General features: G+C 36.2%; 20 protein-coding genes and 1 pseudogene. 10 read left to right on the forward strand and 11 right to left on the reverse strand.

The annotated features are described in order from the left end of the window. Positions 1–86 precede the first annotated feature (86 nt). From DSM106972_RS07445 to DSM106972_RS07455, 3 genes are all read left to right on the forward strand, one after another. Positions 87–791 (forward strand): hypothetical protein, encoded by a 705-nt coding sequence (locus DSM106972_RS07445; RefSeq protein WP_127080103.1) that lies wholly within the window; start codon positions 87–89, stop codon positions 789–791. A gap of 57 nt (positions 792–848) precedes the next feature. Next, entirely contained in the window at positions 849–1,520 is a 672-nt protein-coding gene (locus tag DSM106972_RS07450; RefSeq protein ID WP_127080104.1) for a response regulator transcription factor, read from the forward strand. A gap of 63 nt (positions 1,521–1,583) precedes the next feature. Beyond that, on the forward strand, positions 1,584–3,470 hold the full coding sequence (locus DSM106972_RS07455) for a sensor histidine kinase (protein WP_233787735.1): 1,887 nt from the start codon (positions 1,584–1,586) through the stop codon (positions 3,468–3,470). Between the two features lie 40 nt (positions 3,471–3,510). Here DSM106972_RS07455 and DSM106972_RS07460 read toward each other — a convergent pair whose 3' ends face one another. From DSM106972_RS07460 to DSM106972_RS07475, 4 genes are all read right to left on the reverse strand, one after another. Further along, a complete protein-coding gene (locus tag DSM106972_RS07460) occupies positions 3,511–5,013 on the reverse strand; it encodes a beta-barrel domain-containing protein (protein WP_127080106.1) in 1,503 nt (500 codons plus the stop codon). A gap of 40 nt (positions 5,014–5,053) precedes the next feature. Further along, on the reverse strand, positions 5,054–8,002 hold the full coding sequence (locus tag DSM106972_RS07465; RefSeq protein WP_127080107.1) for a peptidase domain-containing ABC transporter: 2,949 nt from the start codon (positions 8,000–8,002) through the stop codon (positions 5,054–5,056). Further along, positions 7,983–8,729 (reverse strand): peptidylprolyl isomerase, encoded by a 747-nt coding sequence (locus tag DSM106972_RS07470; RefSeq protein ID WP_127080108.1) that lies wholly within the window; start codon positions 8,727–8,729, stop codon positions 7,983–7,985. The genes DSM106972_RS07465 and DSM106972_RS07470 overlap by 20 nt, the downstream gene beginning before the upstream one ends. A 112-nt stretch (positions 8,730–8,841) precedes the next feature. Beyond that, positions 8,842–9,507 (reverse strand): calcium-binding protein, encoded by a 666-nt coding sequence (locus DSM106972_RS07475; RefSeq protein ID WP_127080109.1) that lies wholly within the window; start codon positions 9,505–9,507, stop codon positions 8,842–8,844. Between the two features lie 284 nt (positions 9,508–9,791). Here DSM106972_RS07475 and DSM106972_RS07480 point away from each other — a divergent pair, with 284 nt between their 5' ends. Continuing rightward, positions 9,792–10,556 carry a DUF928 domain-containing protein gene (locus tag DSM106972_RS07480; RefSeq protein WP_158632776.1) on the forward strand — a complete coding sequence of 255 codons (765 nt, stop codon included), beginning with the start codon at positions 9,792–9,794 and terminating at the stop codon, positions 10,554–10,556. A gap of 48 nt (positions 10,557–10,604) precedes the next feature. On the opposite strand, the gene DSM106972_RS07485 is transcribed toward DSM106972_RS07480, so the two are convergent. Next, complete coding sequence (locus DSM106972_RS07485; protein ID WP_127080111.1) at positions 10,605–13,193, reverse strand: CHAT domain-containing protein; 2,589 nt, start codon at positions 13,191–13,193, stop codon at positions 10,605–10,607. Positions 13,194–13,375: 182 nt separating this feature from the next. On the opposite strand from DSM106972_RS07485, the gene DSM106972_RS07490 reads away from it, so the two are divergent. Continuing rightward, the gene (locus DSM106972_RS07490) at positions 13,376–16,132 is read left to right on the forward strand and encodes a two-partner secretion domain-containing protein (protein WP_127080112.1); all 2,757 of its coding nucleotides are present in this window, start codon (positions 13,376–13,378) and stop codon (positions 16,130–16,132) included. Positions 16,133–16,162: 30 nt separating this feature from the next. Next, positions 16,163–17,887: a ShlB/FhaC/HecB family hemolysin secretion/activation protein gene (locus tag DSM106972_RS07495; RefSeq protein WP_127080113.1), complete on the forward strand. Its 1,725-nt coding sequence runs from the start codon at positions 16,163–16,165 to the stop codon at positions 17,885–17,887. 10 nt (positions 17,888–17,897) lie between these two features. On the opposite strand, the pseudogene DSM106972_RS53225 reads toward DSM106972_RS07495, so the two are convergent. The 3 genes and pseudogenes from DSM106972_RS53225 to DSM106972_RS07510 all read right to left on the reverse strand — a co-directional run. Next, positions 17,898–18,060: pseudogene (locus tag DSM106972_RS53225) on the reverse strand (DUF2085 domain-containing protein); the annotation flags it as partial. A 271-nt stretch (positions 18,061–18,331) separates the two neighbouring features. Continuing rightward, positions 18,332–18,610 carry a hypothetical protein gene (locus DSM106972_RS07505; RefSeq protein WP_127080114.1) on the reverse strand — a complete coding sequence of 93 codons (279 nt, stop codon included), beginning with the start codon at positions 18,608–18,610 and terminating at the stop codon, positions 18,332–18,334. A 70-nt stretch (positions 18,611–18,680) separates the two neighbouring features. After that, a complete protein-coding gene (locus tag DSM106972_RS07510; protein ID WP_127080115.1) occupies positions 18,681–19,100 on the reverse strand; it encodes a hypothetical protein in 420 nt (139 codons plus the stop codon). Between the two features lie 426 nt (positions 19,101–19,526). On the opposite strand from DSM106972_RS07510, the gene DSM106972_RS07515 reads away from it, so the two are divergent. After that, positions 19,527–19,925 carry an MAPEG family protein gene (locus DSM106972_RS07515; RefSeq protein ID WP_127080410.1) on the forward strand — a complete coding sequence of 133 codons (399 nt, stop codon included), beginning with the start codon at positions 19,527–19,529 and terminating at the stop codon, positions 19,923–19,925. Here DSM106972_RS07515 and DSM106972_RS07520 read toward each other — a convergent pair. Continuing rightward, positions 19,897–20,400 (reverse strand): DUF2085 domain-containing protein, encoded by a 504-nt coding sequence (locus DSM106972_RS07520; protein WP_127080116.1) that lies wholly within the window; start codon positions 20,398–20,400, stop codon positions 19,897–19,899. The genes DSM106972_RS07515 and DSM106972_RS07520 overlap by 29 nt on opposite strands. 212 nt (positions 20,401–20,612) lie before the next feature. Between DSM106972_RS07520 and DSM106972_RS07525 the strand changes: the two genes are divergently transcribed. Next, entirely contained in the window at positions 20,613–21,221 is a 609-nt protein-coding gene (locus tag DSM106972_RS07525) for a hypothetical protein (protein WP_127080117.1), read from the forward strand. Between the two features lie 16 nt (positions 21,222–21,237). Beyond that, on the forward strand, positions 21,238–22,050 hold the full coding sequence (locus DSM106972_RS07530; RefSeq protein WP_127080118.1) for a hypothetical protein: 813 nt from the start codon (positions 21,238–21,240) through the stop codon (positions 22,048–22,050). Between the two features lie 162 nt (positions 22,051–22,212). Here DSM106972_RS07530 and DSM106972_RS07535 read toward each other — a convergent pair whose 3' ends face one another. Both DSM106972_RS07535 and DSM106972_RS07540 read right to left on the reverse strand, forming a co-directional pair. Next, on the reverse strand, positions 22,213–22,422 hold the full coding sequence (locus tag DSM106972_RS07535) for a hypothetical protein (protein WP_127080119.1): 210 nt from the start codon (positions 22,420–22,422) through the stop codon (positions 22,213–22,215). A 184-nt stretch (positions 22,423–22,606) separates the two neighbouring features. Next, complete coding sequence (locus DSM106972_RS07540; RefSeq protein WP_127080120.1) at positions 22,607–22,987, reverse strand: cupin domain-containing protein; 381 nt, start codon at positions 22,985–22,987, stop codon at positions 22,607–22,609. A 636-nt stretch (positions 22,988–23,623) separates the two neighbouring features. Here DSM106972_RS07540 and DSM106972_RS07545 point away from each other — a divergent pair. Then, complete coding sequence (locus DSM106972_RS07545) at positions 23,624–24,127, forward strand: Nif11-like leader peptide family natural product precursor (RefSeq protein ID WP_127080121.1); 504 nt, start codon at positions 23,624–23,626, stop codon at positions 24,125–24,127. The last annotated feature ends 25 nt before the right edge of the window (positions 24,128–24,152 follow it).

Here is a 24,152-nt window from a genome sequence, read left to right on the forward strand (position 1 = left end):
GATAGTGATTAAATTGTTGTAATGACAGGCGTGTATTATTCCATAAATGTTAAACGGATACTAAAGTTAACGAATTTTAACGTAAAATGCTTATTATTGGGGAAAAAATAGTAGTAATATTATGTGTTACATCTTTATTTTGGAGCTTTGCTTATCGTTATCAAACGCAGCAAGCCTTAATTTGGTGGAATGATAGGCTATGGAGACGAATGTGTAGGGAAGGAGAAGGTATTCGTAATGGGCTTTTACAAGAATCTTTTGTAATGCGGCGCCACTTAGAGTTATCTTCAGAAAATAGCATTGAGAGTCAGCAGCAAGATAAATATTATTTGGCAACAATAGAAAAGTTTCATTATTTACTTAAGGAATTAAGTGACTATTTATCTCCTGCACATATTGATGATAGTTTACCACTCACGACTAAGCATATATTAGAGTCATGGAAATCACGAATTCCAGACTTAAATTTCAATATTAATTCACCAAGTAATTGGCATCAGGAATCTTATAACTTTAGTCGTATTGTTTTGATGGTGTTAGATGAATTGCTACAAATTACTTTATCAAACTCCAATATACCATCTATATCTATAAATTTTAAGTCACAGCAGTATTTTAACGAGTGTACGGTTGAAATTATATATTTAGAGTTATTAAGTAAAACAGTATCAAAAAATAAAAAAGAATTCAGTTGCCTACAAAATACATTTAAATATTTGACCTGTGGGAAGTGTATGCATAAACGAGACAATAATACAGAAATATGGTATTTTAAATGGAAATGCTCATAATAATTTTGTAAAAAAATTAATTGTTTTTTAAAAAACTATTTCATTGAAAAAGTACTTATGTATCAGCAAGATTTAAGGCAAAAGAAACTGAAAATTTTAGTGGTTGACGACCATGAGTTAGCTTTGTATGCAACTGTTGACGTAATAAGAAAAGAGTATAACTTAGCAGAAATACTTCAAGCACAAACTACAGAAGACGCGCTCAAAAGAGCTGGAAGTAACGAACTTAATTTAGCTGTTATTGATTTAAATATGCCAGAAGTGGCAGGTGGAACAGCCAAAGTTGAAAGTGGGATAGAATTACTTAAAACATTAATGCAATCATATAAGAATTTAAATATTGTAGTGCAAACTGCGACTCCTCGTTCTTTAGTGCGTTTAAAACCAGCTATTAGTAGTCATGAGGGGGGTTTTACAGTTGCAGACAAAAGCTTACCAATGAATGAAATGTTGACTAAAGTTGATTGGTCACTTAAAGGTTTAATTTACACTCCCGCAGAAATACGTTCTGGGTTAGAAGTAAAGCCAGAATGGTTAGAAGTACTGCAACTAGCATTTAAAGAAGGTTTACAAGATATAGCTATTGCCAAACGAATGAATGTTGCAGAGCGAACTGTAAGACATTATTGGTCAAAAATTTACGATGCATTAAGAGTTTATCCAGATGAAGGTAAAAATTTAAGAATTCAAACCGAAATTCGGGCAAGAGAAGAAGGGTTAATTGATTAGTTAGAAGTGTAGAGACGGCGATTAATCGCGTCTCTTAGAAATTAGGAATTAATGGGGGACAAGGTGCATATAATTTTTAGTAAAATTAGATTAGGTGTTTTTATCCGGCGCCTTGTTACACTACCAGGAATGACAGCTATTACATTTATAGTATTGCTACGTATGGTCGGTTCGCTGCAATTTTTAGAGTGGGCTGCATTTGATACCTTTATGCGATTACGTTCAGAAGAAAAACTGGATGATAGGATTCTTATTGTGGGTATTAATGAGAATGATATTCGTGCGAAAGGACATCCAATTCCCGACGGTGATATTGCTTTATTATTAAATAAATTAAACACTTATCAGCCTGTTGTAGTTGGGCTAGATGTAATTAGAGATTTACCGCGCGCATCAGGACACCAAGAGTTGATTAAAACTTTTAGAAATACTAAAAATTTGATTGGCGTAGAAAAAGTTTTACCCGACCGTAGCGGTTATACATTTAATCCTCCTCCTAGCTTACCACCAGAGCAGGTAGGTTTTTCTGATGCTATTATTGATATAGATGGCAGTCAACGGCGAAGTTTATTAGGAACATCAAATCAAAAACAAGAATGGCGCCTGTCTTTTCCTTTAAAGTTAGCAGAAGAATACTTGAAAACTAAAGCTGTTAGTTTAGAAAATGTAGAAAATGACCCTTATGGTATGAGGTTTAACTCTACCAAACTTATTCGTGTTCAAACTAATTATGGTAGTTATATTAATACAGATGCAGGTGGCAGCCAAATATTAATTAATTTTCGTAATCACCGCAAACCTTTTCGTATTGTATCACTAGAAGAGATTGAAAATAACAAAGTTAACCCCGATTGGATTCGCGGTAAAATAATTTTGATTGGCATGACTAGTCCAAGCGCTAAAGATTATGTAAATTCAGCGGCAATAAATAGCGAAAACCCAGCATTAATCTATGGTGTTGAAGTACAAGCACATGTAGTCAGTCAAATTGTAAGTTCGGTGCTAGATAAGCGACCAATGATTAATGTTTGGATGGATGAATGGGAATATTTATGGATTATTGCTTGGGGTTTTTTGGGTATTAGTTTAGGACGCATTATCCGGTCTCCATCTAAAATTATTCTTTACACGGTTATTGCAGGTTATTTTCTAATTACTATATGTTATGGATTATTGGTTATTGGGTGGTGGGTTCCACTCGTACCAGCGTTATTGGCTCTGATATTTAATAGTATTGCTTTGGCTGCATTTTATCAATATGATGAAGCATTACGCGCACGTGTTGAAGAGCGTCAGCTAGTTATTGACCAAACATTCGATGCTATCCATAGTAATCCATTACAAACACTCTCACTATTATTAAGAGAAATTCAAAGCGATAAAGATTTAGAAAATCAAGAAGTTGTAAATAAACTTAACCAACTTAATCAAGAACTTCGGGAAGTATATGATTTAGTAAAAAGAGAAGCAATCACTGAGTTAAATAGCTTTTATCTACGACAGTCACAAAAACTTGATATGCAACAACCCCTGCATGAACTACTTCATGAAGTTTACGAAGACGTATTAAAACGCGATGACTCTTTTTTTAAAAATATTAAGCTAAAGATATTAAGTTTTGAGTCGATGGATGAGCAAAACTTAAGCATTGAACACAAACGGAGTTTATGTCGGTTCTTGGAAGAAGCTTTATGTAACGTTAGAAAGTATGCACAGGGAACCACTAAAATTGAAGTAATTTGCGCGCAAGAACAAGGTAAGAATATTATTCGGGTAGCAGATAACGGTTCTGGATTTACAACAATTGGTAATTTCTCTTTACACACAGGGTTTGGAACCCGACGAGCACAGAATTTAGCAAAACAATTAGGAGGCAAGTTCGAGCGACTTTCTAATTCTCCTGGCGCCATCTGTCAGCTTACTTGGTCTGCTCGAAAGTTTTGGTTTTAAAGATTTTAATTCTTAGTCGATTACAAAATCTTTTATACCTTTAACGAACAAACTTTAAACTTTCTGCTTTTTGCACGGTAAAATCTGTGAAAATGCTCATAATAGTTCGTTTGCGTAATTTGATGTTTGTATTAACTGACATCCCCGACTGCAAAGTAACTTGACGACTATTAATTAATAGCGCTTGTTTGTCTAATCGTACTTTTGCCGGAAAACGCCAGTATTGATATACTTGATCGGGTGGTAAAGCATCTGAACCAATTTCTATTAATTCGCCTTTGATATCACCGTATTCTTGAAAGGGAAAGGAATCTATTCTAATATCAACTTTTTGACCTTCTTTAACAAAGCCAATATCTCTATTGGTAATATAAACTTTAGCAACCAGATTATCTACAGGAACTATCTTCATCATTGGTTCACTAGAGTTAACAACAAATCCTGAAGACTTAGCTTTAATTTCAAAAACTGTTCCATCTACAGGCGAGTTAATTGTCTGATATTTAATAGTTTCTTTGGCTTGAGCTAATTTACTATCAATATCGCTGACTTGGTTGTTAATTTCTAAAATTCGCTTTTGATTGTCTAAAATTACTTTACTTAGCTGGCTGTCAATTTCGGCAATATTTTTATCGTTAATTGTAATTTTTTCTAGTAAATCTTCTTGCGATAATGCAGCACTATTACGAAGCTTTTCCTTAGATTCAGCCAAAGCTAATTGTAATCGTTGTTCCTCTTTAGTCAATCGGATTACTTCTGCTTTTTTTATACTTATATCTTGCTGCTGTTTAAAATATTGTAGCTGTGAAATAGCACCTTCTTTGACAAGTGGCTCAAATTTGTTGAGAATTTTTTGATTGATCGTTAATAATTCTGTCGCACTACTTATTTGTGCTTGGTTTTGTAAAATTTGCTGTTGAATTTGCCCTGTTTCTAACTTTGCAGCTTCTAAACGCGATGCTAATTCTGTTCGACGGTTCTGTAAGCGCAGCTTTTGTTCCACAGTTAAGTTAATGCTAAAATGAGTCCCATTTAATTGCGTGCGGTAAAGTTTATTTTCATTAGCTATTGCTGTTCTACTTCTAGTTAAGTAAACTAATTCTGGCTTAATTATTAGTAAATTAGTCGGTATTGTAACTTCTTGATGAGATATTTGACTTTGAATTTGACTTTGATAAAAATCATTTTCCTGTTTTAACGCTAGTTTTTGTTGTAATAGAGATACACGATTTTTCTGTAACGATGTTAACTGTGCTGTTGTTGTAGTTTGTTCTAAACTAATTAATATTTCACCATTCTTTACTTGTTGACCGTCTTTAACATGAATTTGTTTGACAACACCGCCAACAGAAGCTTGAATTTCTTTAACTGCACCTTTTGGTTCTAACTTACCAGCAGCAGAAATTGATTCTTCGATTTCAAATACAGATGCCCAAATTAATGTAAAAGCTGTGACTCCAATGATACCCCAAGCAATTAAGCGCGACCAAGTTAGAGATTGTTGAAAAAGTACGGGTTGCTCAAATTGATGTTGAATAGTCATAAAAAAGTTAGAGGTTAGGGGTTAGGGGTTAAGAATATAATTAAATTTGTGAATCTTGCTGTTTGTATAAACAGTAGTAGTAACCTTGGTGAGACATTAACTTTTCGTGAGTTCCTTGTTCGACAACGGCACCAGAGTTCATGACTAATATTGTGTCGGCATTGCGGATAGTACTCAAACGATGAGTGATAAAAAATACTGTTTTTCCTTGGAATGCTTTGGCTAAATTGCGACAAACTTGGGCTTCAGCGTTATAGTCTAAAGCACTAGTAGCTTCATCAAGAATCAGAATTTGAGGATTTTGTAAAACGGTGCGTGCGATTGCGATTCGTTGTCTTTGCCCACCAGATAATGCTGAACCCCTTTCGCCAACTTGTGTATTGTAACCATTAGGCAAGTTCATAATAAAATCGTGAGCAAATGCCACCTTTGCAGCTGCAATAATTTCCTCATCGCCAGCATCAGGGCAAGCTAAAGCAATATTTTCTCGCACAGTACCCTCAAAAAGTAATGTATCTTGTAACACTACACCTATTTGACGACGGAGGGAATAAAGCTCTACTTTGCTAATGTCGTAACCATCAATTAAAATTTTGCCAGATTGAGGTTTGTAGAGACGAGGTAATAATTTTAGCAGAGTGCTTTTACCAGAACCACTTTGACCAACAATACCAACAAAGGTTCCAGCAGCTATATCTAGATTAATATTACATAATTGCAATTGATCTTGTTGGCGAAAACTAAAGCAAAGGTTATTGTAGCGGACACTACCTAAAATGCTTGGTATGAGAATATTTTGAGCATCGTTTTCAATTTCTTGAGGAGTATCAAGAATGTCGCTAAGACGTTGTAGGGATAATGCTGTTTCTTGAAAATTCTGCCATAATTGTACTAGACGTAACAAAGGACTGGTAACATAACCTGAAAGGATGCGAAAAGCAATTAGTTCTCCAAGAGAAAGTTGTTGATGCAATACTAAATATGCACCTACCCACAACACTAATAAAGTAGAAAACTTATTGAGAAAGCTGCTGATGGAACTGGCTGTCGTCTGGGTAGAAATAGTTTTGAAACCTGCATTAATATAACGAGTGTAGCGTTCTTGCCATGAATAACGTGACCTCGTTTCTAAGTTTTGTGCTTTGACTGTTTGCATTCCTGCCATTATTTCTACTAAATAAGAATGGGTTTCGGCATTACGTTCTGCTTTCGCTTGTAACTGGCGCCGCATTAAAGGAGAAACAAACAAGTTCAATAAAGCAAACAAAGGTACTGTTGCAAGTGCAACTATTGTTAATACTGGGCTATATATTGTCATCACTAAAATATAAACAACAGAAAACACAGCATCAATAACAACAGTAAGCGCAGTTCCCGTCAAAAACTGTCGGATGTTTTCTAATTCTCCAACCCGCGTTGCTAACTCTCCAACCGGACGGCGTTCAAAATAAGATAAAGGCAGTCGTAAAAGATGATTAATAACTTCCGAGCCTAAAGATATATCAATGCGGTTGCTTGTATCAACAAATAATTGCGTGCGAATAGCTGTAAGCGCTGCTTCTGCTACTGACACAACAAGTATAAATATACCAAAAACTTCCAAACTGTCGGGGCTGTTACCAACAATTACCTTATCGATAATTACCTGTGTAGCTAATGGATTCACTAAACCAAATATTTGTACTACCATTGAAGCAATTAGTACTTCAATTAAGACTTTGCGATAACGTTTTAATGCAGGTACAAACCAATGTAAACCAAACGGTGATTTTGCTGTATGTTTATTTGGTTGTAACAACAAAACTTCACCATTAATACCCCAAACTTCAGCAAAATCTTTAATTTTACGACGTATTACTCCGGTTTCTGGACAGGCTATGATTAAATGTTCGTGATGATTTTGGTAAATAATTGCAAAACTATCTTGCCAAGAAATCATTACTGGCATTTGCAAGCGAGGAATAGCGCTGGCGGGAACATTTACCATTTGTGTTGTTATACCTAATAGTTCCGCAACGGCGCCGCAAAATCGCAGTGATATTCCACCAGTATGGGCTAATTTGCCCATAACTTGTCGCAGCATATCTCGCCGCAGAGGAATATGGAAATATTCACTTAGCATTTGGAAGCAAGCAAATACAGCATCTTGACGATTTTTAGCTGGTGTATAAGGATACTTACTATGGTGCTGCTGGTTAAATTCTAGTTGTGTGGAAACTGAAGCATAAGGAATATTGGTGATGTTAATAGTTGTATGTTTAGTAGGAATTGATGTTTGTAATAAAGATTTTGGTAAACCTAGTAAACGTAGTTTTTCATGTTTGAACATGTTAAATTTGGGGACGCTAAATTTTGCGTCAATTGGGGTACCTATGGGTAAATCTGGATGATAAAGATTGCTAACTAACCACAAAAATTCGGGTTTTAAGTCTTTAGATAAAATTTGTTTTTTATGTACAGATAAAATTACAGATTTATCAATACACTTGTGAGTAAGAACTATTAAGTCAGTTTCACCATCTGCTCGATGATGAAATTCTTTAACTAATAATTCATATATTTCAATTAGACCAGCACGACTATGTAAGCGAAGTGCAAAATCTTTATCGTGCTTTAATAGAAATATAAAATCAGCAATTGGTAAATTCAGACAAACAACTTCCGTTGAAGCAATTATAGTTTCACAAGCGACACCACGTATATGAGATACCCAACCTAAAGCTTCACCAGCAGAAAGCAATTTTAAAGTTATAGGTTCATGAGTATAAGAATCAAAACCTAAAAGACGAGCTTGTCCTTGGTAAATAATACTTATTTGTGTGGGCATAGCTTCTTTTTGCAGAATAGCTTGTCCCATACAGTATCGATACACTTGTATTTTCTTAACTAGATTATCTAATACTGTTTGTGATAAATCTTTAAAAGGGAAAATATCGGCAATAAATTCTTTAATATCAATAGGTGAATTTTTAACTGTATGAGAAATCATGGTTTTTATCCTTGATAATACTTAATATACTTTCAGCTATCCATTGTTCAAATAATTCATTAATTAATTTGCGACGCATTACTTCATCAAGCTGAACTGGCAATAACTTTTCTAACCGTAAAATTACATACCATTCACCAATCAAACGCGGCGACCAAAGTTGACGAGGTTTACTAACAGCAAGTAGTTTACTAATAACTGGATGAGGATTACTTAAAGGAACTGGACCCATAATCCCATTAGTATACGCTTCAAAACCTTGAGAGTATTCATGGGCTAATTCAGCAAAACATTCTTCCCCCGCTTGAACCCGAAAATATATTTCATGAGCTATTCCTTCGTCTTTATGACGGATAATAGAATAAATTACTTGTTCTAAATTAGCTTTACGATTCAAAAAATATGACTCGACTTTATCCCCCCAAGTCGCAGTTTTAAATTTTTCAATTTTCCAAGCCATAATTGCTAATTCTTGCATTTGTTCAAAAGTCATACACTGATTTTTTAACCAAATTTGACGTTCAATATCTAATGTAATATTATTTTGTTTTTCCAAATCTATAACAGCAGCTATACACTCGGAATGGTCGCAGTCAATACCAGCTATTGCTTCATCAATAATAAGACCACGCAAAATATACGGCATTACTTGATAACGGTCTAAAAGTAAAGGAACTTCGTGCGCGTAAATAACTTTTTTACCTACCTGTAAAATTGGTGCATTCATTAAATTTGCTCCTTGGATGCAATTAAATTACAAAATATCAAAAAAGTGATGCGGCTTGAAGTTCCTTCTGCCTTTTATCTTTTTACTATGCCTTATCGCTCAAATTAAATGTTTAGACAAAGCGGAAGTCTCTAGATAAGTTAACATTGGTAGTATCTTGCACCACACCAATTAAATCATTACCAAAATAAATTGCCGTATCATAATTAGAACCACCAACACCGCTTACAGTTCTCAAGCTATATTGATTAGCAATACCGCGAACAGCGATTTTATCGAAACCAGCAGAGAAATCTGTAATTGTGGCATAACCTGAACCTCTGTAAAAAACTCCAGAGGAGTTACCTAAAGCAAAAGTATCGGAACCAGAACCACCAGTTAACGTGTCGTATTCTGTTCCTCCACCATAACCAGACAAGTAGTCATTGCCAGCACCACCATTCAAACGATTATTTGCAGCGTTACCATAGAGTTGATCATTGCCACTGCTACCAATAATGTTTTCGATACTTACTAAAGTATCAGTTCGTGTAGAATTGCCTGGAAACCTTACTACACCTGTAGTCAAACTTGCAATAATGCCACCATTATAAAAACCGTAAGAAACAGTATCGTTTCCTGAACCACCATTTAGGTAGTCAAAACCATAGCCACCATCAATGTAGTCATCTCCCGCACCAGCATAAACTACATCATCACCATCATATGCATAAATGTAGTCGTTACGACTACTTCCATAGATGGTATTATTGCCATTGTTACCTCTGTATGTAGGCATGTGAAAAGTCTCCAATTAATAGACTATTTTTGAATTGCAAACGCCGAATTAACTGCGCTTAATTAGTACAATAAAAATTTGGTCAAAGAATTTGCTATCCTTTCCTGTCAAACGCTTGACATTTTCCTGGCTCTTTGGTTGCACTTTTCTGCAAAGAACACAGAATAAATATTACAGATTTCTTTAATTTATTCGTTAGTAATGGTCAAAATACTTGAATTCCTGTAATTGTATTCTAAGTACAAGCAGATTACGGTGACATGATGTCACTAAATATAGTACTTATGAACGCATCAAAAAACTTGATTAATAAACTATTATTTTGTTCTTTTCTTGCTGCATCCTTTGCGCTAACAAGCATAGCTTCAGCGACTTACAGACCACCTGCACAACCATCTAGTCCAAAAGGTCCAACTGGCTCAAATAGTAGCAGAACTAATGGATGTACTGGTAATGCACAAACAACTTTAACAGCACTGGCGCCGCTTAGTCATGTTGGATATACTGCTTCTTTTCGACCAACTTTTGCATGGTATGTACCAGATAGTACAACTCGTGAAGTCGAATTTAGTCTTTACGAATATGGCGCCAATGGTAAAAGCAAGCGCATTCAACGTGCGAAACTACAAAGCACTAACGGTCTCATGAAATTTACCCTTCCCGCAGAAGCACCTGCATTATCTATTGGACAAAGATATTTTTGGCAAGTTGCACTCCTGTGTAACCCAAACCGTCCTTCGGAAGATTTAATAGTTAAAGCTGAGTTTGAACCTGTAGCAATGCCATCTAATTTAAAAAACGTACTTACACAAACACAAGAACATCAAAAGCGTGCGGAGTTATTTGCATTAGCAGGATTTTGGTATGATGCGTTAGGTGAAATAGTCGAAGACCCTATAAATAAAGCCTATAGATTAACTTTATTAGATAAATTGAGAGAATTAGAAACAGAAGGCGCCAAATCTCAACAAGGTAAAATAAAGAAGAATTTAGAGCAACAAGCTTCACAGTTGCAGCGAATTATTGCGATTGAACAACAAAAAATTTAACAATCCGTGTGTAGAGACGTTACATGTAACGTCTCTACAATTACGATCTTACAACCAATTACCAATCAAAATGAACGGCGCCCAATTAGCGGGGTGAGTATATTTACCTTCAATTAAAGCTATTTGAGCAGCTTGCAATGCTTCTGCTTTGCTAATATTACGATTACTGGACAGTTTCTCATAGAATACCTTTGCTATTTCGGCAGTTGGAGCGTCAGGAATTGACCATAGTGAAGCTAAAGCACTTCTGGCGCCTGCTTGTATTGCAACACCAGCCAATCCTAGTGTAGCACGCTCGTCTCCTCTTGCGGTTTTACACGCTGTTAATGTTAATAATTCTAATTGTTTATTATTCCTGGTAACACGACGAATCTTTTGTTCTAATTGGTTAAAGTTCAACGTTTTATTTTGACGCGACATCAACTCTTTCTCTCCTGTAATAATATAAGTTTCTTCAGGTTCGGCGCCAAATTCTCCGTGTGTGGCAATATGAATAATTGGATAGCTTTGCTTTTTCAGTTCTGCTTCTAAACGACTTGCTGTAAATTCAGCATTAAGTAGCTTTTTACCAGGTATTTTTTCCAAAATAGCATTAAGTTCATTAGGTACATCATCTAAACCTGGAATTACAGCGTTTCTATCTTTGAGAAAAGCGTCTTCACTCAACCCTAATGCTAATATCTTTAAATTTTGACGATTTAAAGGTCTGATATCAGTTAGGTTTAAACCAGGAATTGTGGCAATGGCATATTTCTGAATCAGATATTTTTTACTTACACTATCATATAGTGCAGCCATTGGCACGCTTCGCAAAACACCGTCTTGGCTAAATACTAGCGTTTTAATCTCTTCCGGTTTCAAAAACTCCTCAAAAGGTTTAATTAACCAGTTATATATATCCCCTGCTAACGTGCTATCAAATTCATCATTATCACGAATAGCTTCTAAACCTTTGCGAAACTCATTAATTTTATTGTTAAATTCTTGACGAGCGACAGGAATAGAGCTATACCTATTTTCTCCTCCCGGAAGTGTAAGAATAACTGCAGTCTTATTATTCAAAACAACTGTATTAATAAAAGCAGTTTTGGAGCTTTTATCAGCTATTTCATTAATGCTTTCTGTTTGAATCGGTACAATAATACAGTCATCACCGAAGTAATTTTGTAATTCCGCTAGTTTTAACGAGTCAATAGTTCTAAGAATGTAGGTGAAATTATTGCTTTTATTTTTATTCTCTTTTGACGCAACTGATTTACTCACCGTTTGAATTGGTTGCTCAGTACTTAGTCTTAATGCTACTAATTCCCGATATATTGGTTCAACTGTATCACGAAAGTCTAATTGAATATCTCGGTTTGCGGTTAAAAAGTCACTGCGAATGCTTTCTAGGGTTTTGACTGCTTGGTCGTAAACTGATATTGCTTCGCTAGTTTTTCCCTGTGCTTTTAAAATGCGTGCTGCTTGCCACTCCCATAAATATAGACTATCTTGTGCTTTCAAGCTTTTTTCGGCGGCAAGTCTTGCAGTTCTCGTTATTTCCATTGCTTTTGGGTAGTCTTGCTGACACTCATATATATGACCTAGTTCTCCTAATGCAAAAGACTCCGCACGAAAATCTTGAAGACGTTGACCAATATTAACTGCTTGCAAAAGTAATTCGGTTTTTTGTAAAGACGGTGCCGGACAAGTTATTCTAGATACTGCATCAATAGGAGGTTGCAGCAAGTTTGCGAGGTTAATAGTAGCGTAAACGCGCGCTCGTGTTTCTGGTAATTTATCTAGCAGGTTAATTGCTTCAAGCAAACTAGTTTTAGCTTTGGCTGTCTCATTATTGCGGTAATATAAGGGAATTATCCTTTGTAAAGAGCGCACAATTCCCAAAACATTATTTTGAGTACGAACAATTTCGAGATTTTGTTGCAGGTAATTAATCGCTTTGCTGTCTTCCTCCTGAGCATCGTTAATAAACGTTGTCCCATCATCTCCTGAAGATGTTACTGAATTTGCCTGTCGATACTTAACTTGAGCAAGACTGATATGGACATTTCCTAAACCATTTAAAACACCACTCAAGATTGATTTTGGCAAACCTATATTTTTTAGCTTTTGCGCTTTTTGTAAACTTTGCTCTAAGTAACTAACCGATACTTTATAATCTCCTGCAAGTCTATATGCATCACCCAACGCTCCCATTGCAGCAATTTCGCCAATTTCATCTTTGAAAGAGCGTGCTATTTCTATACTACTATCACTGTCACATTTCTTTTCTGTGTCAGGATTACATAACAGTTCAATCGCGTTTCTTGGTTGTCCTAATCTACTGTACACCTGTGCTTGTTCGATTTTAAGGCGCCCGACTTGCTTATTATTTCCAGCTTGACGGTAATAAGTTATGACTTTTGCCCATTCTTGAATAGCTTCTTCAAGCTTACCAACTTGCGAATACCCACGTGCTAGGTTTTCTCGTTGGATGATGTTACTTGCATCACGAGACTGCGCTGCTACAAATTGCCCGATTGATATCTGCTTAGTACTTAATGATACATTATTAATTAAAAGTAAAAATGTTATAGTAAGCAAAAATAAGGCTTTTTGCCAGCTATTAGAAGTTTTTTTGCGTTTTTTACTTGTCATGATGCGTTTTACTGTAATTTGATTGACTTATTTATTGAAGTCGATTTAAACAGATTTTGATACTTAACGAAAATTTTACTTTACTTGAAGAATTTAATCGGGTATATTTACTAATAATCATTAACACAATACTTTGTCAACACAGAAAGTCTTTAAAATCCTTCCTTAATAAACTGATAACCGTGAAAATAAATATCTGGATGCAATGGGGGATAACTTGTTGCTTGTTTTGCCTAGAGACACCAAAATCTGTCTTTGCTCAAAGCAGTAATATTATTCCTGATACAACTTTGGGTGTAGAAAGTTCTATAGTCATACCTTTTGATACTCTCGGTTTACCAATAGACACAATTAACGGTGGAGCAGTTCGAGGTGTGAATCTGCTTCATAGCTTTGAAGAATTTAATGTTAGTGAGGGACGTAGTGCTTACTTTTTTAGTTCAAGTGCTGATATTCAGAATATTTTGGCAAGGGTGACAGGTAGAAATGCATCATCAATTTTGGGAACTTTAGGGACACTAGAAAACATCAACGGTGCGATTTATCGTTCGAGTGCAAACTTATTTTTAATGAATCCGAATGGAATTATTTTCGGTGAAAACGCGCGTTTAGATTTAGCAGGTTCGTTTGTTGCGACTACTGCAAACGCAGTTGAGTTTGGCAACGAAGGAGTATTTAGTACTTCTACTCCACAAGTTCCTCAACTTTTAACGGTAAATCCTTCAGCTTTACTATTGAACCAAATTCCGGCGCCTATCATCAATAAATCCAGAGCAGCAAATAGTGTAATTTCATCATTTGTAGAAGGACTACGAGTAGAGAGTAAGAACTTAGTACTGTTAGGGGGAGATATTAACTTTGATGGAGGAGTGGTAAATGCTTTTGGGGGAAAAGTTGAAGTAGCAGGATTAGCAGGGGTTTCCAAGGTAGGTTTAGATGTAAACGGGAATAATATCGATTTGAAATTTCCTGAAAACATTCGCTATTCAAATATTTCACTCGATAATAATGCTAGTATAATTAATGGGGGGAATGCTGGAAGCGAAATCAAAATATTGGGCAATCAAGTCACACTTAACAATGGTTCTCAGATTGTTGGAGTGACTACAGGAAATCAAACAGGTAAACCAGTTTCCATCCAAGCATCTAAGTTAAATATCTCTAATGAGTCTAGTGTAGTTGCAAGTACGCAAGGTTCAGGAAGTAGCGGTGATATTTTAATTAACGCAGAGACTTTGAATATTCAAAATACAGCTATTCTGAGTAATTTAAGTTCAAATGGCGGAAACACTGGCAAAATTAAGATAGAAGCAAACGATGTCAACTTAGACAATATTGCTGTAATTGGTATTCTTTCATTAGTTACAGCCAGTAACATAGATAAAACGTCTGGTGGTAACATTGAGATTGACGCTAAATCTATAAATATACAAAATTCCAGTGGAATAAATAACAGTAGTTTTTTAGGACAGGGAGTTCCAGGGAATGTAACGCTAACGACAGATTCGATAAATTTATCGAACAGCATAATTTCTGCAACTTCACTGAGTACAGCTTCTGGGGGTAATATTGTGATTGATACTCAAAATTTGAATATCAACAGTGGAGGTCAAATAAATAATAGTAGTGTTGACCCTGTAAATCCTGATTTTATTAATTATGTTCAACGAGCCATAGTTAGTTTTGACCCAACATTACAGGAAAGAGTACTAGGAGTTTTCCAAAGTTGGGTCAATAGTGACGCGAATGTAAGCAATTTTGGAGAGGGTAATTCCGGAAATATTGATATTCGTGCAGAAAAATCAATCGTGTTGAGTGGAACTTCACCGACTGGCGCCCTTAATACTATATCAACAGAAACGTTTGGTAGAGGAAAAGCGGGAAATTTAACTTTAACCACCAGTTCGTTAACTATAACCGATGGGGGAATTTCTACACAAACATCAGGCGCCGGGGATGGGGGAACTCTAAATGTCAGTGCTGCTAAAATCAACTTGGCAGGGGTTCGTAACCGTAACGGAGAAATTTTCCGCAGTGGTTTACTAACTTCCACAACTAGTAACGGCGCCGCAGGAAATGCGATTATAAATGCAGGAGACTTGAGCATTAGTGACGGAGCAGAAATAGCAGCTTCGACTTCTGGAACAGGAAAAGCAGGGGATATCATTATAAATGCATCGGGTGTAGAGTTAAATCGCAATGTTCGGATATTAGCTTCCAGTACAGGTTCGGGTACAGCAGGAAATATAAATTTAACTACTACAGGAAGAATAAGAGCAACAGACAGTAATATTCAAACATCTTCTCTTAATTCATCTGGAGGCAAAATAGATATAGCAGCAGAAAGAATATTGCTTTTTGGAGACAGCAATATACAAACCAATGTATTTACAGGTGCTGGGGGTGGGGGAGATATAACTCTCACCGCTAACTATATTATTGCGCTTAACGATAGTGATATTTTATCTTTCGCGCGCGATGGTAAAGGTGGAGACATCAGATTTAACACCCTTGGATTTTTCTCTTCTCCCTTATATCGTCCCAATCAAGCAACAAATGCCATACAGGCTTTAAATACTAACAACCGTGTTGATGTAAATGCAAGCGGCGCCGTTTCTGGAACAGTTAGCGGTATTCGCGATATCAGCTTTCTGCAAAATAGTCTGGGTGAATTACCACAAAATCTTGTCGATACAAATGCACTGTTAGCAAATAGCTGTATTGCGCGACGTAATAATGAAGAAAACGGTACTTTCTTTGTTACAGGTTCAGGAGGATTACCCGAACGTCCAGGTGATGCTCCAATATCAGATTTTAGTATTAGTAATACTGCCGCGACAACAGGCGCCGTTTCCACATGGAAAATAGGTGATTCAATAGTGGAACCATCGGGAGTTTATAGACTCCCTAACGGAAAAAGAATTTTAACTAAATGTTAATGAAGTGTAATTAGTGGAAAGCATCATCAAATGTTGAATATTCATATTGTACAAAAAGTAGCTGTATTGAGTTTACTAGGAATAACTTTATCAAACAGTAAAATATTAGCTCAATCAACTCCACCGAGTGGAATAACCATCCCAGAAAACACACAAGAACGCATAGAACAAACAATACCCACACCTCCTGAGTCACCCTTACCACCTAGCACAACAGAAGAGTCTCCCACACCACCATTACAAACACCACCAAAAAATCAGCCATCACCACCAACTCCAACAACCGAGCAATTCAAAATAAAAGATATAATACCCATAGGGAATACTGTATTAAAAGCAGAAATTAATCAACTAATTCAAGAGTATAAAAAAAAGCAGCAAATCTCTTTTGAAGAGTTAATTACTCTTAGAACTAGCATTACTCAACTATATATAGATAATGGTTATACAACATCAGGCGCCTTTATATTAAACGACCAAATAATCGATAATGGTATAATTAAAATACAAATAGTAGAAGGTAGGCTAGAGAGCGTACAAATAAATGGACTTAAACGGTTAGAAGACCCATATATACGCAATCGTCTTAAACGTGCAACAGGCATACCATTAAATCAAAAACGTTTAGAAGAAGCTTTACAATTGCTACAAATTGACCCAATTATACAACGAGTCAACGCCGAATTACTTGCTGGTAGTAGTCCTGGTTTAAATGTACTGCGAGTTCAGGTAGAAGAGGCGCCTGCGTTACGTGCCGGAATAGTATACGCTAATAATCAATCGCCAAGCATTGGTTCTAATCAAGCTAGTCTATTTGTAGCACATGATAATTTTACAGGTTATGGCGACCAAATCAGCCTAGAATATGGTTTTACAGAAGGTTTGGATATATATAATATTAGCTACAAAGTGCCAGTTAATTCACTAGATGGAACTTTGAGAGTAAGTTATAGTAACAATAATAGTAAGATTATAGAAAGTCCATTTAACGAGTTAGGAATTCGTAGCGACTCCGAGACATTATCTTTTAGTTATCGTCAACCAATAGTCAAAAAAACGCAAACAGAGCTTGCTCTTGGTATAGATTTTGACGTGCGTCGTAGTCAAACTTATTTATTAGATAATATACCATTTTCTTTCTCAGAGGGGCCAGAAAATGGAGAATCTAGAGTATCAGCAATTCGTTTTTTCCAAGACTGGACAAAACGTAGCGCAACACAAGTATTATCAGCACGTTCACAATTTAGTTTTGGAATCGATGCTTTTGATGCGACAGTGAACAATACAGGAGCTGATGGACGTTTCTTTTCGTGGTTAGGGCAATTTCAATGGGTACAGCAAGTATCACCAAGAATTTTGTTAATCACGCGCATTGATGGTCAATTAACTCCAGACTCACTGTTATCTTTAGAAAAATTTAGCATAGGAGGCGCCGAAACAGTGAGAGGGTATCGGCAAAATCAACTTGTAGCAGATAATGGAATATTAGGCACCATCGAATTACGTATACCAATAACAAGAAATCCAAGCACATTACAAATAAGACCATTTTTTGAAATAGGAACTGGATGGAATAACCGTGGAGATAACCCAGACCCAAATTTAATAGCTAGTCTTGGTTTAGGTTTAGACTGGCAAGCGATACCAGGTTTAAATCTAAGTCTCGATTATGGTATTCCCTTAGTTGGTATAACAGATAAAGGCGATTCTTTACAAGATAACGGACTAAACTTTTCCCTACGCTATCAAATTTAATCACTACCTTCTATTTTAGCCGCAAAACTTCTGAACCGTGCAATATAGGCATAGTAAAAAAATCGCATGCGAACCCAGTAATCAGACCAAACGGTGCCGTTCCAACCGTACTGACTCAACCAGTAAAAACCTTTCCCATTACCCAGTTGATACGTAACTCTATTATCTAAAATAGCGTCTTGCATAGCTCAAGAGTAAAAATTTTAATCAATTGTAACAATATTGTAATATATTTTAACACAGAAATGTGAACCATTGGTTCACATTTTGCACGTACCTCACATCTTGCACCAGGCTTAGAAACCGGGCTTCTTGACAAAAATATCGCTATAAACCACTAATTTATCGTAAAGAAGCCCGGTTTATTTTGGCTTGTTGAGAATGCTGCAAGATGTAAGGTACCCTCAAATATAACAATATTGTAAGTCCTGTTTTTACTCAGTCTCACTGATGGGTTTTAGAACTAGTTGAAGTATTTTGCGGTTCCCCAGTCTGAGGTTCTGGTGTGGGTACAGGTGTTGGTGTTAGTGCTGGTGTTGGTGATGTGTCTGTATTGTTAGATTGGCAATCTCTATTGTTTGATTGAACAGTAGCACATAAGCCACGTTTGAACATTTCATCGAGTATTTTTTGGACTTCTATTGCTTGGCTTTTTTGTGGAATGGCAAATATTCCCAATCCAAGACACAATAACGTAGTAATTAATGCTGCTTTATTCATCATTAAAGTTAACCAAATTTAGTAATATGGGAAGGGGAAAGACGTGAAAGCCTTGTCTTTGCCCCTGAACTGACTATCTACCAATGGGGATAATGTATGAGCTAGAGCAACCGGAAGCAACAGGATTAACGAATGACAAATTAACTTTGTCTTTGAATACTTCTACTGGTACTTGGTAGTTAAGAGTAAAAGCTCCATGATGATTGGTTACAGTTTGGGTGAGAATTCGTTGCTCTGTCCTTTTGCTGAACTCGTGATAGAAACTTTCTTGAACTAACACAGGTGTGTTGGCAACTGGGTGTCCATTTTGCCGAACTTCAAAACGAATAGAGAGGTTTGCACCGCGAGGATATCGAGAGCTGTTTGGCTGAATAGTTAAATTGCACCTGTTACTTCGAGCAACAGCAGGGTTGATTGTTAATTGGCTAAGAATAGCAGCTACAGGTAAAGCTAGAAGAGTAGTTAGGGCAATAGAAGCTGAACGACGATTCATGGTTAAGTCCTTATTTTTCATGTACTCAAGAAACCAGTTTTTATCGAAATGCTTATCCGGTAAAGGTTTCTGCTTAATTAATAGACTAAAAGTTTAGCCAGAATAAATGTCATCTCTTTCTGCCAAAAAAATTACAGTTTTATGCAACGACATCAAAGCTGAGTACTGTTACGTATACAAAACAAAACTTAAAGCTAGTTGTATTAAATCTAATAAGATGTGAACCATTGGTTCACATTTTAGTTACGGTGCCAGAGCCAATCTAAGTAAATATTAGTTAAATAAATTACTTTCCATCAAAATACAATCTCCTTAACGGGGGAAACCCCCGCACGGAGGTGGCTCCCCAACCTACAACTGTTGCTAGATTATTTTTAAAGTTAATATTGAATATAGTTGAAATAGAGTTACATAATAATGTTAAATATGTTTGCTTGGACAAGTCTTGTTACAACTCTTACGCTTCTGGTTTATTTGGTATTAACGATAAATGTTGGTAGAGCGAGAGCTAAATATAAAGTACCAGTACCGCAAATGAGTGGAGACGCAAATTTCGAGCGAGTATTGCGTGTACAGCAAAATACTTTAGAGCAATTAATTTTCTTTTTACCAAGTTTATGGTTGTTTTCTTTTTATGTTAGCCCTTTATGGGGAGCTATTATCGGCGCCGTTTGGCTGGTTGGTCGTATAGTTTACGCTTGGGGATATTACCAAGCAGCAGAAAAACGGACGCTTGGTTTTGGGATAAGCTCTCTTTCGGGTATGGTTTTACTTGTTGGCGCCATTATTGGTATAGTTACAAAACTTGTTTCTGGTGGAGTATAGGCATAGTAAATAAACCCCATGCTAATCCAGTAATGAAACCAAACGGTGTGACAATAAAATTATTAAAGTCCCACCATCCCAACACTTGCACACCTAACTCAAAAGGATAAGCCATCATTAGAATAGCGGCAATCGTGGCGCCGTTCCAACCGTACTGACTCAACCAGTAAAAACCTTTACCACCTGTAACCGCAAATAAAACGCGCGAAATGAATAAACCAGTAACAGTACCATAACACCGCATACACACAGCCATGATAAATGGTGGCGCCATCATGACCCCCATATCTGGCTGTGGACACACATAATGTCCCATAAAATAAATAATATTGGCAATTATCGGCAACATTGGTAAACCAGACGCAGCAAGGAAAGGAGCAACCACTGGACCAACTACCATCCCCGAAAGCAAAAAGTCTCCAATAAAACTTACCCAGTTGATACGTGACTGTTTTTCTAAAATGGCGCCTTGCATAGCTCAAGAGGAAAAATTAGAATAGATTGTAAATATATTGTAATATTTAATGAATTAATAAATTAACAATACATAAGTATTACTTAAAAATCTAATTACAAAATGTGAACCATTGGTTCACATTTCCAATATATTACAAATTGTTTCACAGTTTATTTCACTACCTGTAATAATCAGCGAAGGGGCGATTTTCTGGGGTTTGGACAGCAAAAGTGACAAAATTAAGCAATAATAATATACCTGATGATTTGTGCGTTGGAAGACAAATCCAACTTAAAAGCGGAAAGAGCTGGTCAAGAAATATACTACAAGTAACTGAAATACAGCCAGGTGAATTTATAAAAGCGGAAAACCTGCCAGGAGGGTTAACAATAAAAGTCCAAATGCCCTTTACACAGTATGGTATAAGTTGGCGCCTTTACAATCCTCTTGCTGGGTATAAAGTCGGAGATGCTTGGGAAGCCATTAAGAATCTTAATGATTGGAGTGAATTTAGCGATGCTCGACAGACTCTCAATTATCGCTACCACAACTCATTTAAGAATCCGCTAAACAAAGAATGGCATCATATACATGAGCGGTGTGCAGGTGGAGCAAACTCTGTAGAGAATTTAGCAGTTACTGATACTATAAACAACCAGAACTTCAATCAATGGTTTGCTAAACCGCAAATTGGTACTTCAGGAGTGTCAGTGAGACTGTTTCTCAAAAAAGCATCAGCAAAGGAGCATCGTGAATGGGGATGCAAAGCAATTCAAGCTTATGAGCTAAAATTGATTAAAAGAGACCTAGGTCGGGGTTTATTCCAAGAAATAGTTTAAAAGTAGCAAATTTACCATGAAAACCATTCATCATCTTGAACTTAAGCTTTACAATTATCATGGAGAGATTACTCCTGGATATGAAGAATTCATCAGTAAGTACGCTCCTTATCGCCACGGTTCTAGCACAAGTTATATTTTTTCAGACTCTCAACAGTTAACAGAAGCAATATCTATGTTGACGAAACAAGGATTGCCTGTAGAGCATTTCTACAAATTTGAACTCGCGACAAACGAGTTAGAAACTTACCCAGCACTGTATTTAGGTGTATATTGCATTTTTGAAGTATTTGGCATTGAGTCAGGCAAAGAAAAAGTAAAGGCTAATATTTTGAATGATTATCAGATGGTGCAGGATTATGAAAGTGAAAGGATTGTAGTATCTACAAAAATAAAAAAAATATTAGATGACACGACTAAAGGGTTAAGTTGGGAATCAATAGAAACAACGAATGGCGAAGAGTGTTTTATTATAAAAGTAGAGGAAATTCTTCCAGAACCGATTGTAGTACCGTTCCCGGTTAATATTGAACCAGAAGACCCAGCACTCACTTTTGCGGTGCGAAGTGATGGACGTTCAGCAATTACTGAGACTAACATTGCCAAATTAGCAGAAGTTGGTATAGCTTTAAGTTTAGATGTAAAAACTCCATTGACGGTACTACCGTGGCAGCGTCGTCTTCTCGCATCTGGTAAAGTTATCAAAGCTTTGCAAATAGCAGGTCTAAAAGATATTCTAGAACTTACCCAACCTCTGCTTTTAGAGTCACACGTATTAATTGGAGGAACTAATCAATTAACAGAATATCAAACTATAGCAATTGTATAATTTCCGTAAATATCAAATAGTGTCACGTGAAAACGTAGGTTACGTGACACCATGAAAAAATTTCAACATCATTAAAAGGCTTGTGCATCACGCACCAGTTAAAAGTCGATAACTTTCCTTTAAAATCAAGGCAAACGCGGCGCTTATAGTCGTACATTTTAGTTAGAATGCTTTCCTTGTAGTCAAAAATGTCTGTAATAAAAGCCTAGTGGGGATTTCACGTTTATATCTATATTCATGTACTTTTGTACCTTCAAAAGAGAGTTTTTTTAATGAATCAATAAGTTCATTTGTATCTTCTCCACAACATAAAATTATATTTTTATCTATATATTCAGGAGTTATTTTCGTATTTGGTGCAATAATAGTCATAATTAAATTCCTAAAAAGGTTATGCAGTCACTGTGGTCGATAAAAATTGGCTATTAAATCTGATTGATTTTTTGCAAGTAATTATAAAATATCATGCGATGTGCAGTTTCAAAAAAAGATAAAGCTGTTACCATATCCATAATTTATTATGGATTATGGGTCTGGTCATACAGACTAAATAGCCCTATTCTGCTTCGTGCGTCACCCAAGCCTCAATGTGAGCTTCCCCTTGATTGGAGGCAAAGCTACAGAACATGAGGATTGTTACATCCTCTTGGTTGACAACTCCAGAATAAGTAGTGCCCGTCGTGATCAGATACCAGTCTCCTTTGTTATAAGTTTTGGAATTTATAGTAACTGAGCCATCCATCACAAAATTAAGGATATCACCAGCATGTGCGTGGCTTTTTATGCTTTTACCTGCTTGAAGTTTCGATTGGTGGAAAAATCCCAATTTATGGACATTCATGTACACCTTGTAGTCGTATACTTCATCGTTTCCGAGTTCTTGAATTTTCTGACTGGTTACCTTAACTTTGAGTTCTGTATCTTTATCGAGAATCATGTTGGTCATCTCCTTTTTTTATGCGCCTATTTTTTGTTCAATCCTACTAATATGAAGGAAAGTTTAGCTTTTTGGCTAGCCGTTTAGTTTTTTCCTAAGAAAATAGTATCTCTTGCATTTAGACTTGATAATTAATTATTTTTAGTTATTAAGAGAAGAAGTAATTAATTATTTTTCGCTAGCCGGGGTTTTTGTAAATAATCGGTCTATTACTGTAAGTTCGCTTATTTTTATAGAGGAAGAGAAATTAATGCCTTGACACGAAAGGAATAGGACAGTATCCGTCCCTGGAGTTGGTAGAGCAGTTGGATATTCCTTATTTTGCTTCTTATGCTGATAGTGATGCTTTAACCATCGGTGTTGAAAATTCGATACAAAAATCCTAGGAACCTGGTTTCTGTGCATAAGTAGCTTTATGCTATTGATGGAAATAAAATACTCAGGAGCAAGCGAAAATTGATGTCTAACTATATAACTTTAAAATAAAATATAAAGCCAAATTAATATAAGAATTCATCTATTCAACTCATATATAAATATTATTATAATTGTCAATGAAAAATGTTACAATACATCTTGTTTTCATAATTATGTTTTTGCACGATAAACTTTAATCTCATCAGGAGGTCATAAGATATGACAAAACAAAGCTTAACGGAATTTTCTCGTTTGCTCCAGAACGACCTAAATTTGCAAAAAGAGCTTTCAGCAATTATTGACGAGGAAACTTTTTTTCACCGTGTAGTTAGTCTGGGCGCAGAACACGGCTACAATTTTACGGCTGAGGACATAGGCAAGGATAGCGTAGTTGAGTTTGCACTGATGGTGAAGAGAGACTCCAACTTACAAGAGCAGTTGAAAGCTGCTGGTGACGAGAAAGCATTTTATGAGCTTGCAGTTACTTTGGGCGCAGAACACGGCTTTACATTTACAGATGAAGTTCTAAAACAAAGAATGGCACGTTCAAAAAGGCAAAAAGCTGCTGCTGGTCGGGGGGAAAACACTTTGATGTGGAATGATTTGGGAGAACAAGCCTTGATGTCTGTGGCTGGCGGAGGCGATATACTGCCTCATTGTAATAGCCAATTTATGTGTTGTACTAGCAGTGGTGAGTTGCTAGGTGAGTTGCTAGTTCAGTGATGGAGCTGAAGAGGGAAAATTAGTC

The organism is Dulcicalothrix desertica PCC 7102, from assembly GCF_003991905.1.
GTDB classification, from domain to species: domain Bacteria; phylum Cyanobacteriota; class Cyanobacteriia; order Cyanobacteriales; family Nostocaceae; genus Dulcicalothrix; species Dulcicalothrix desertica.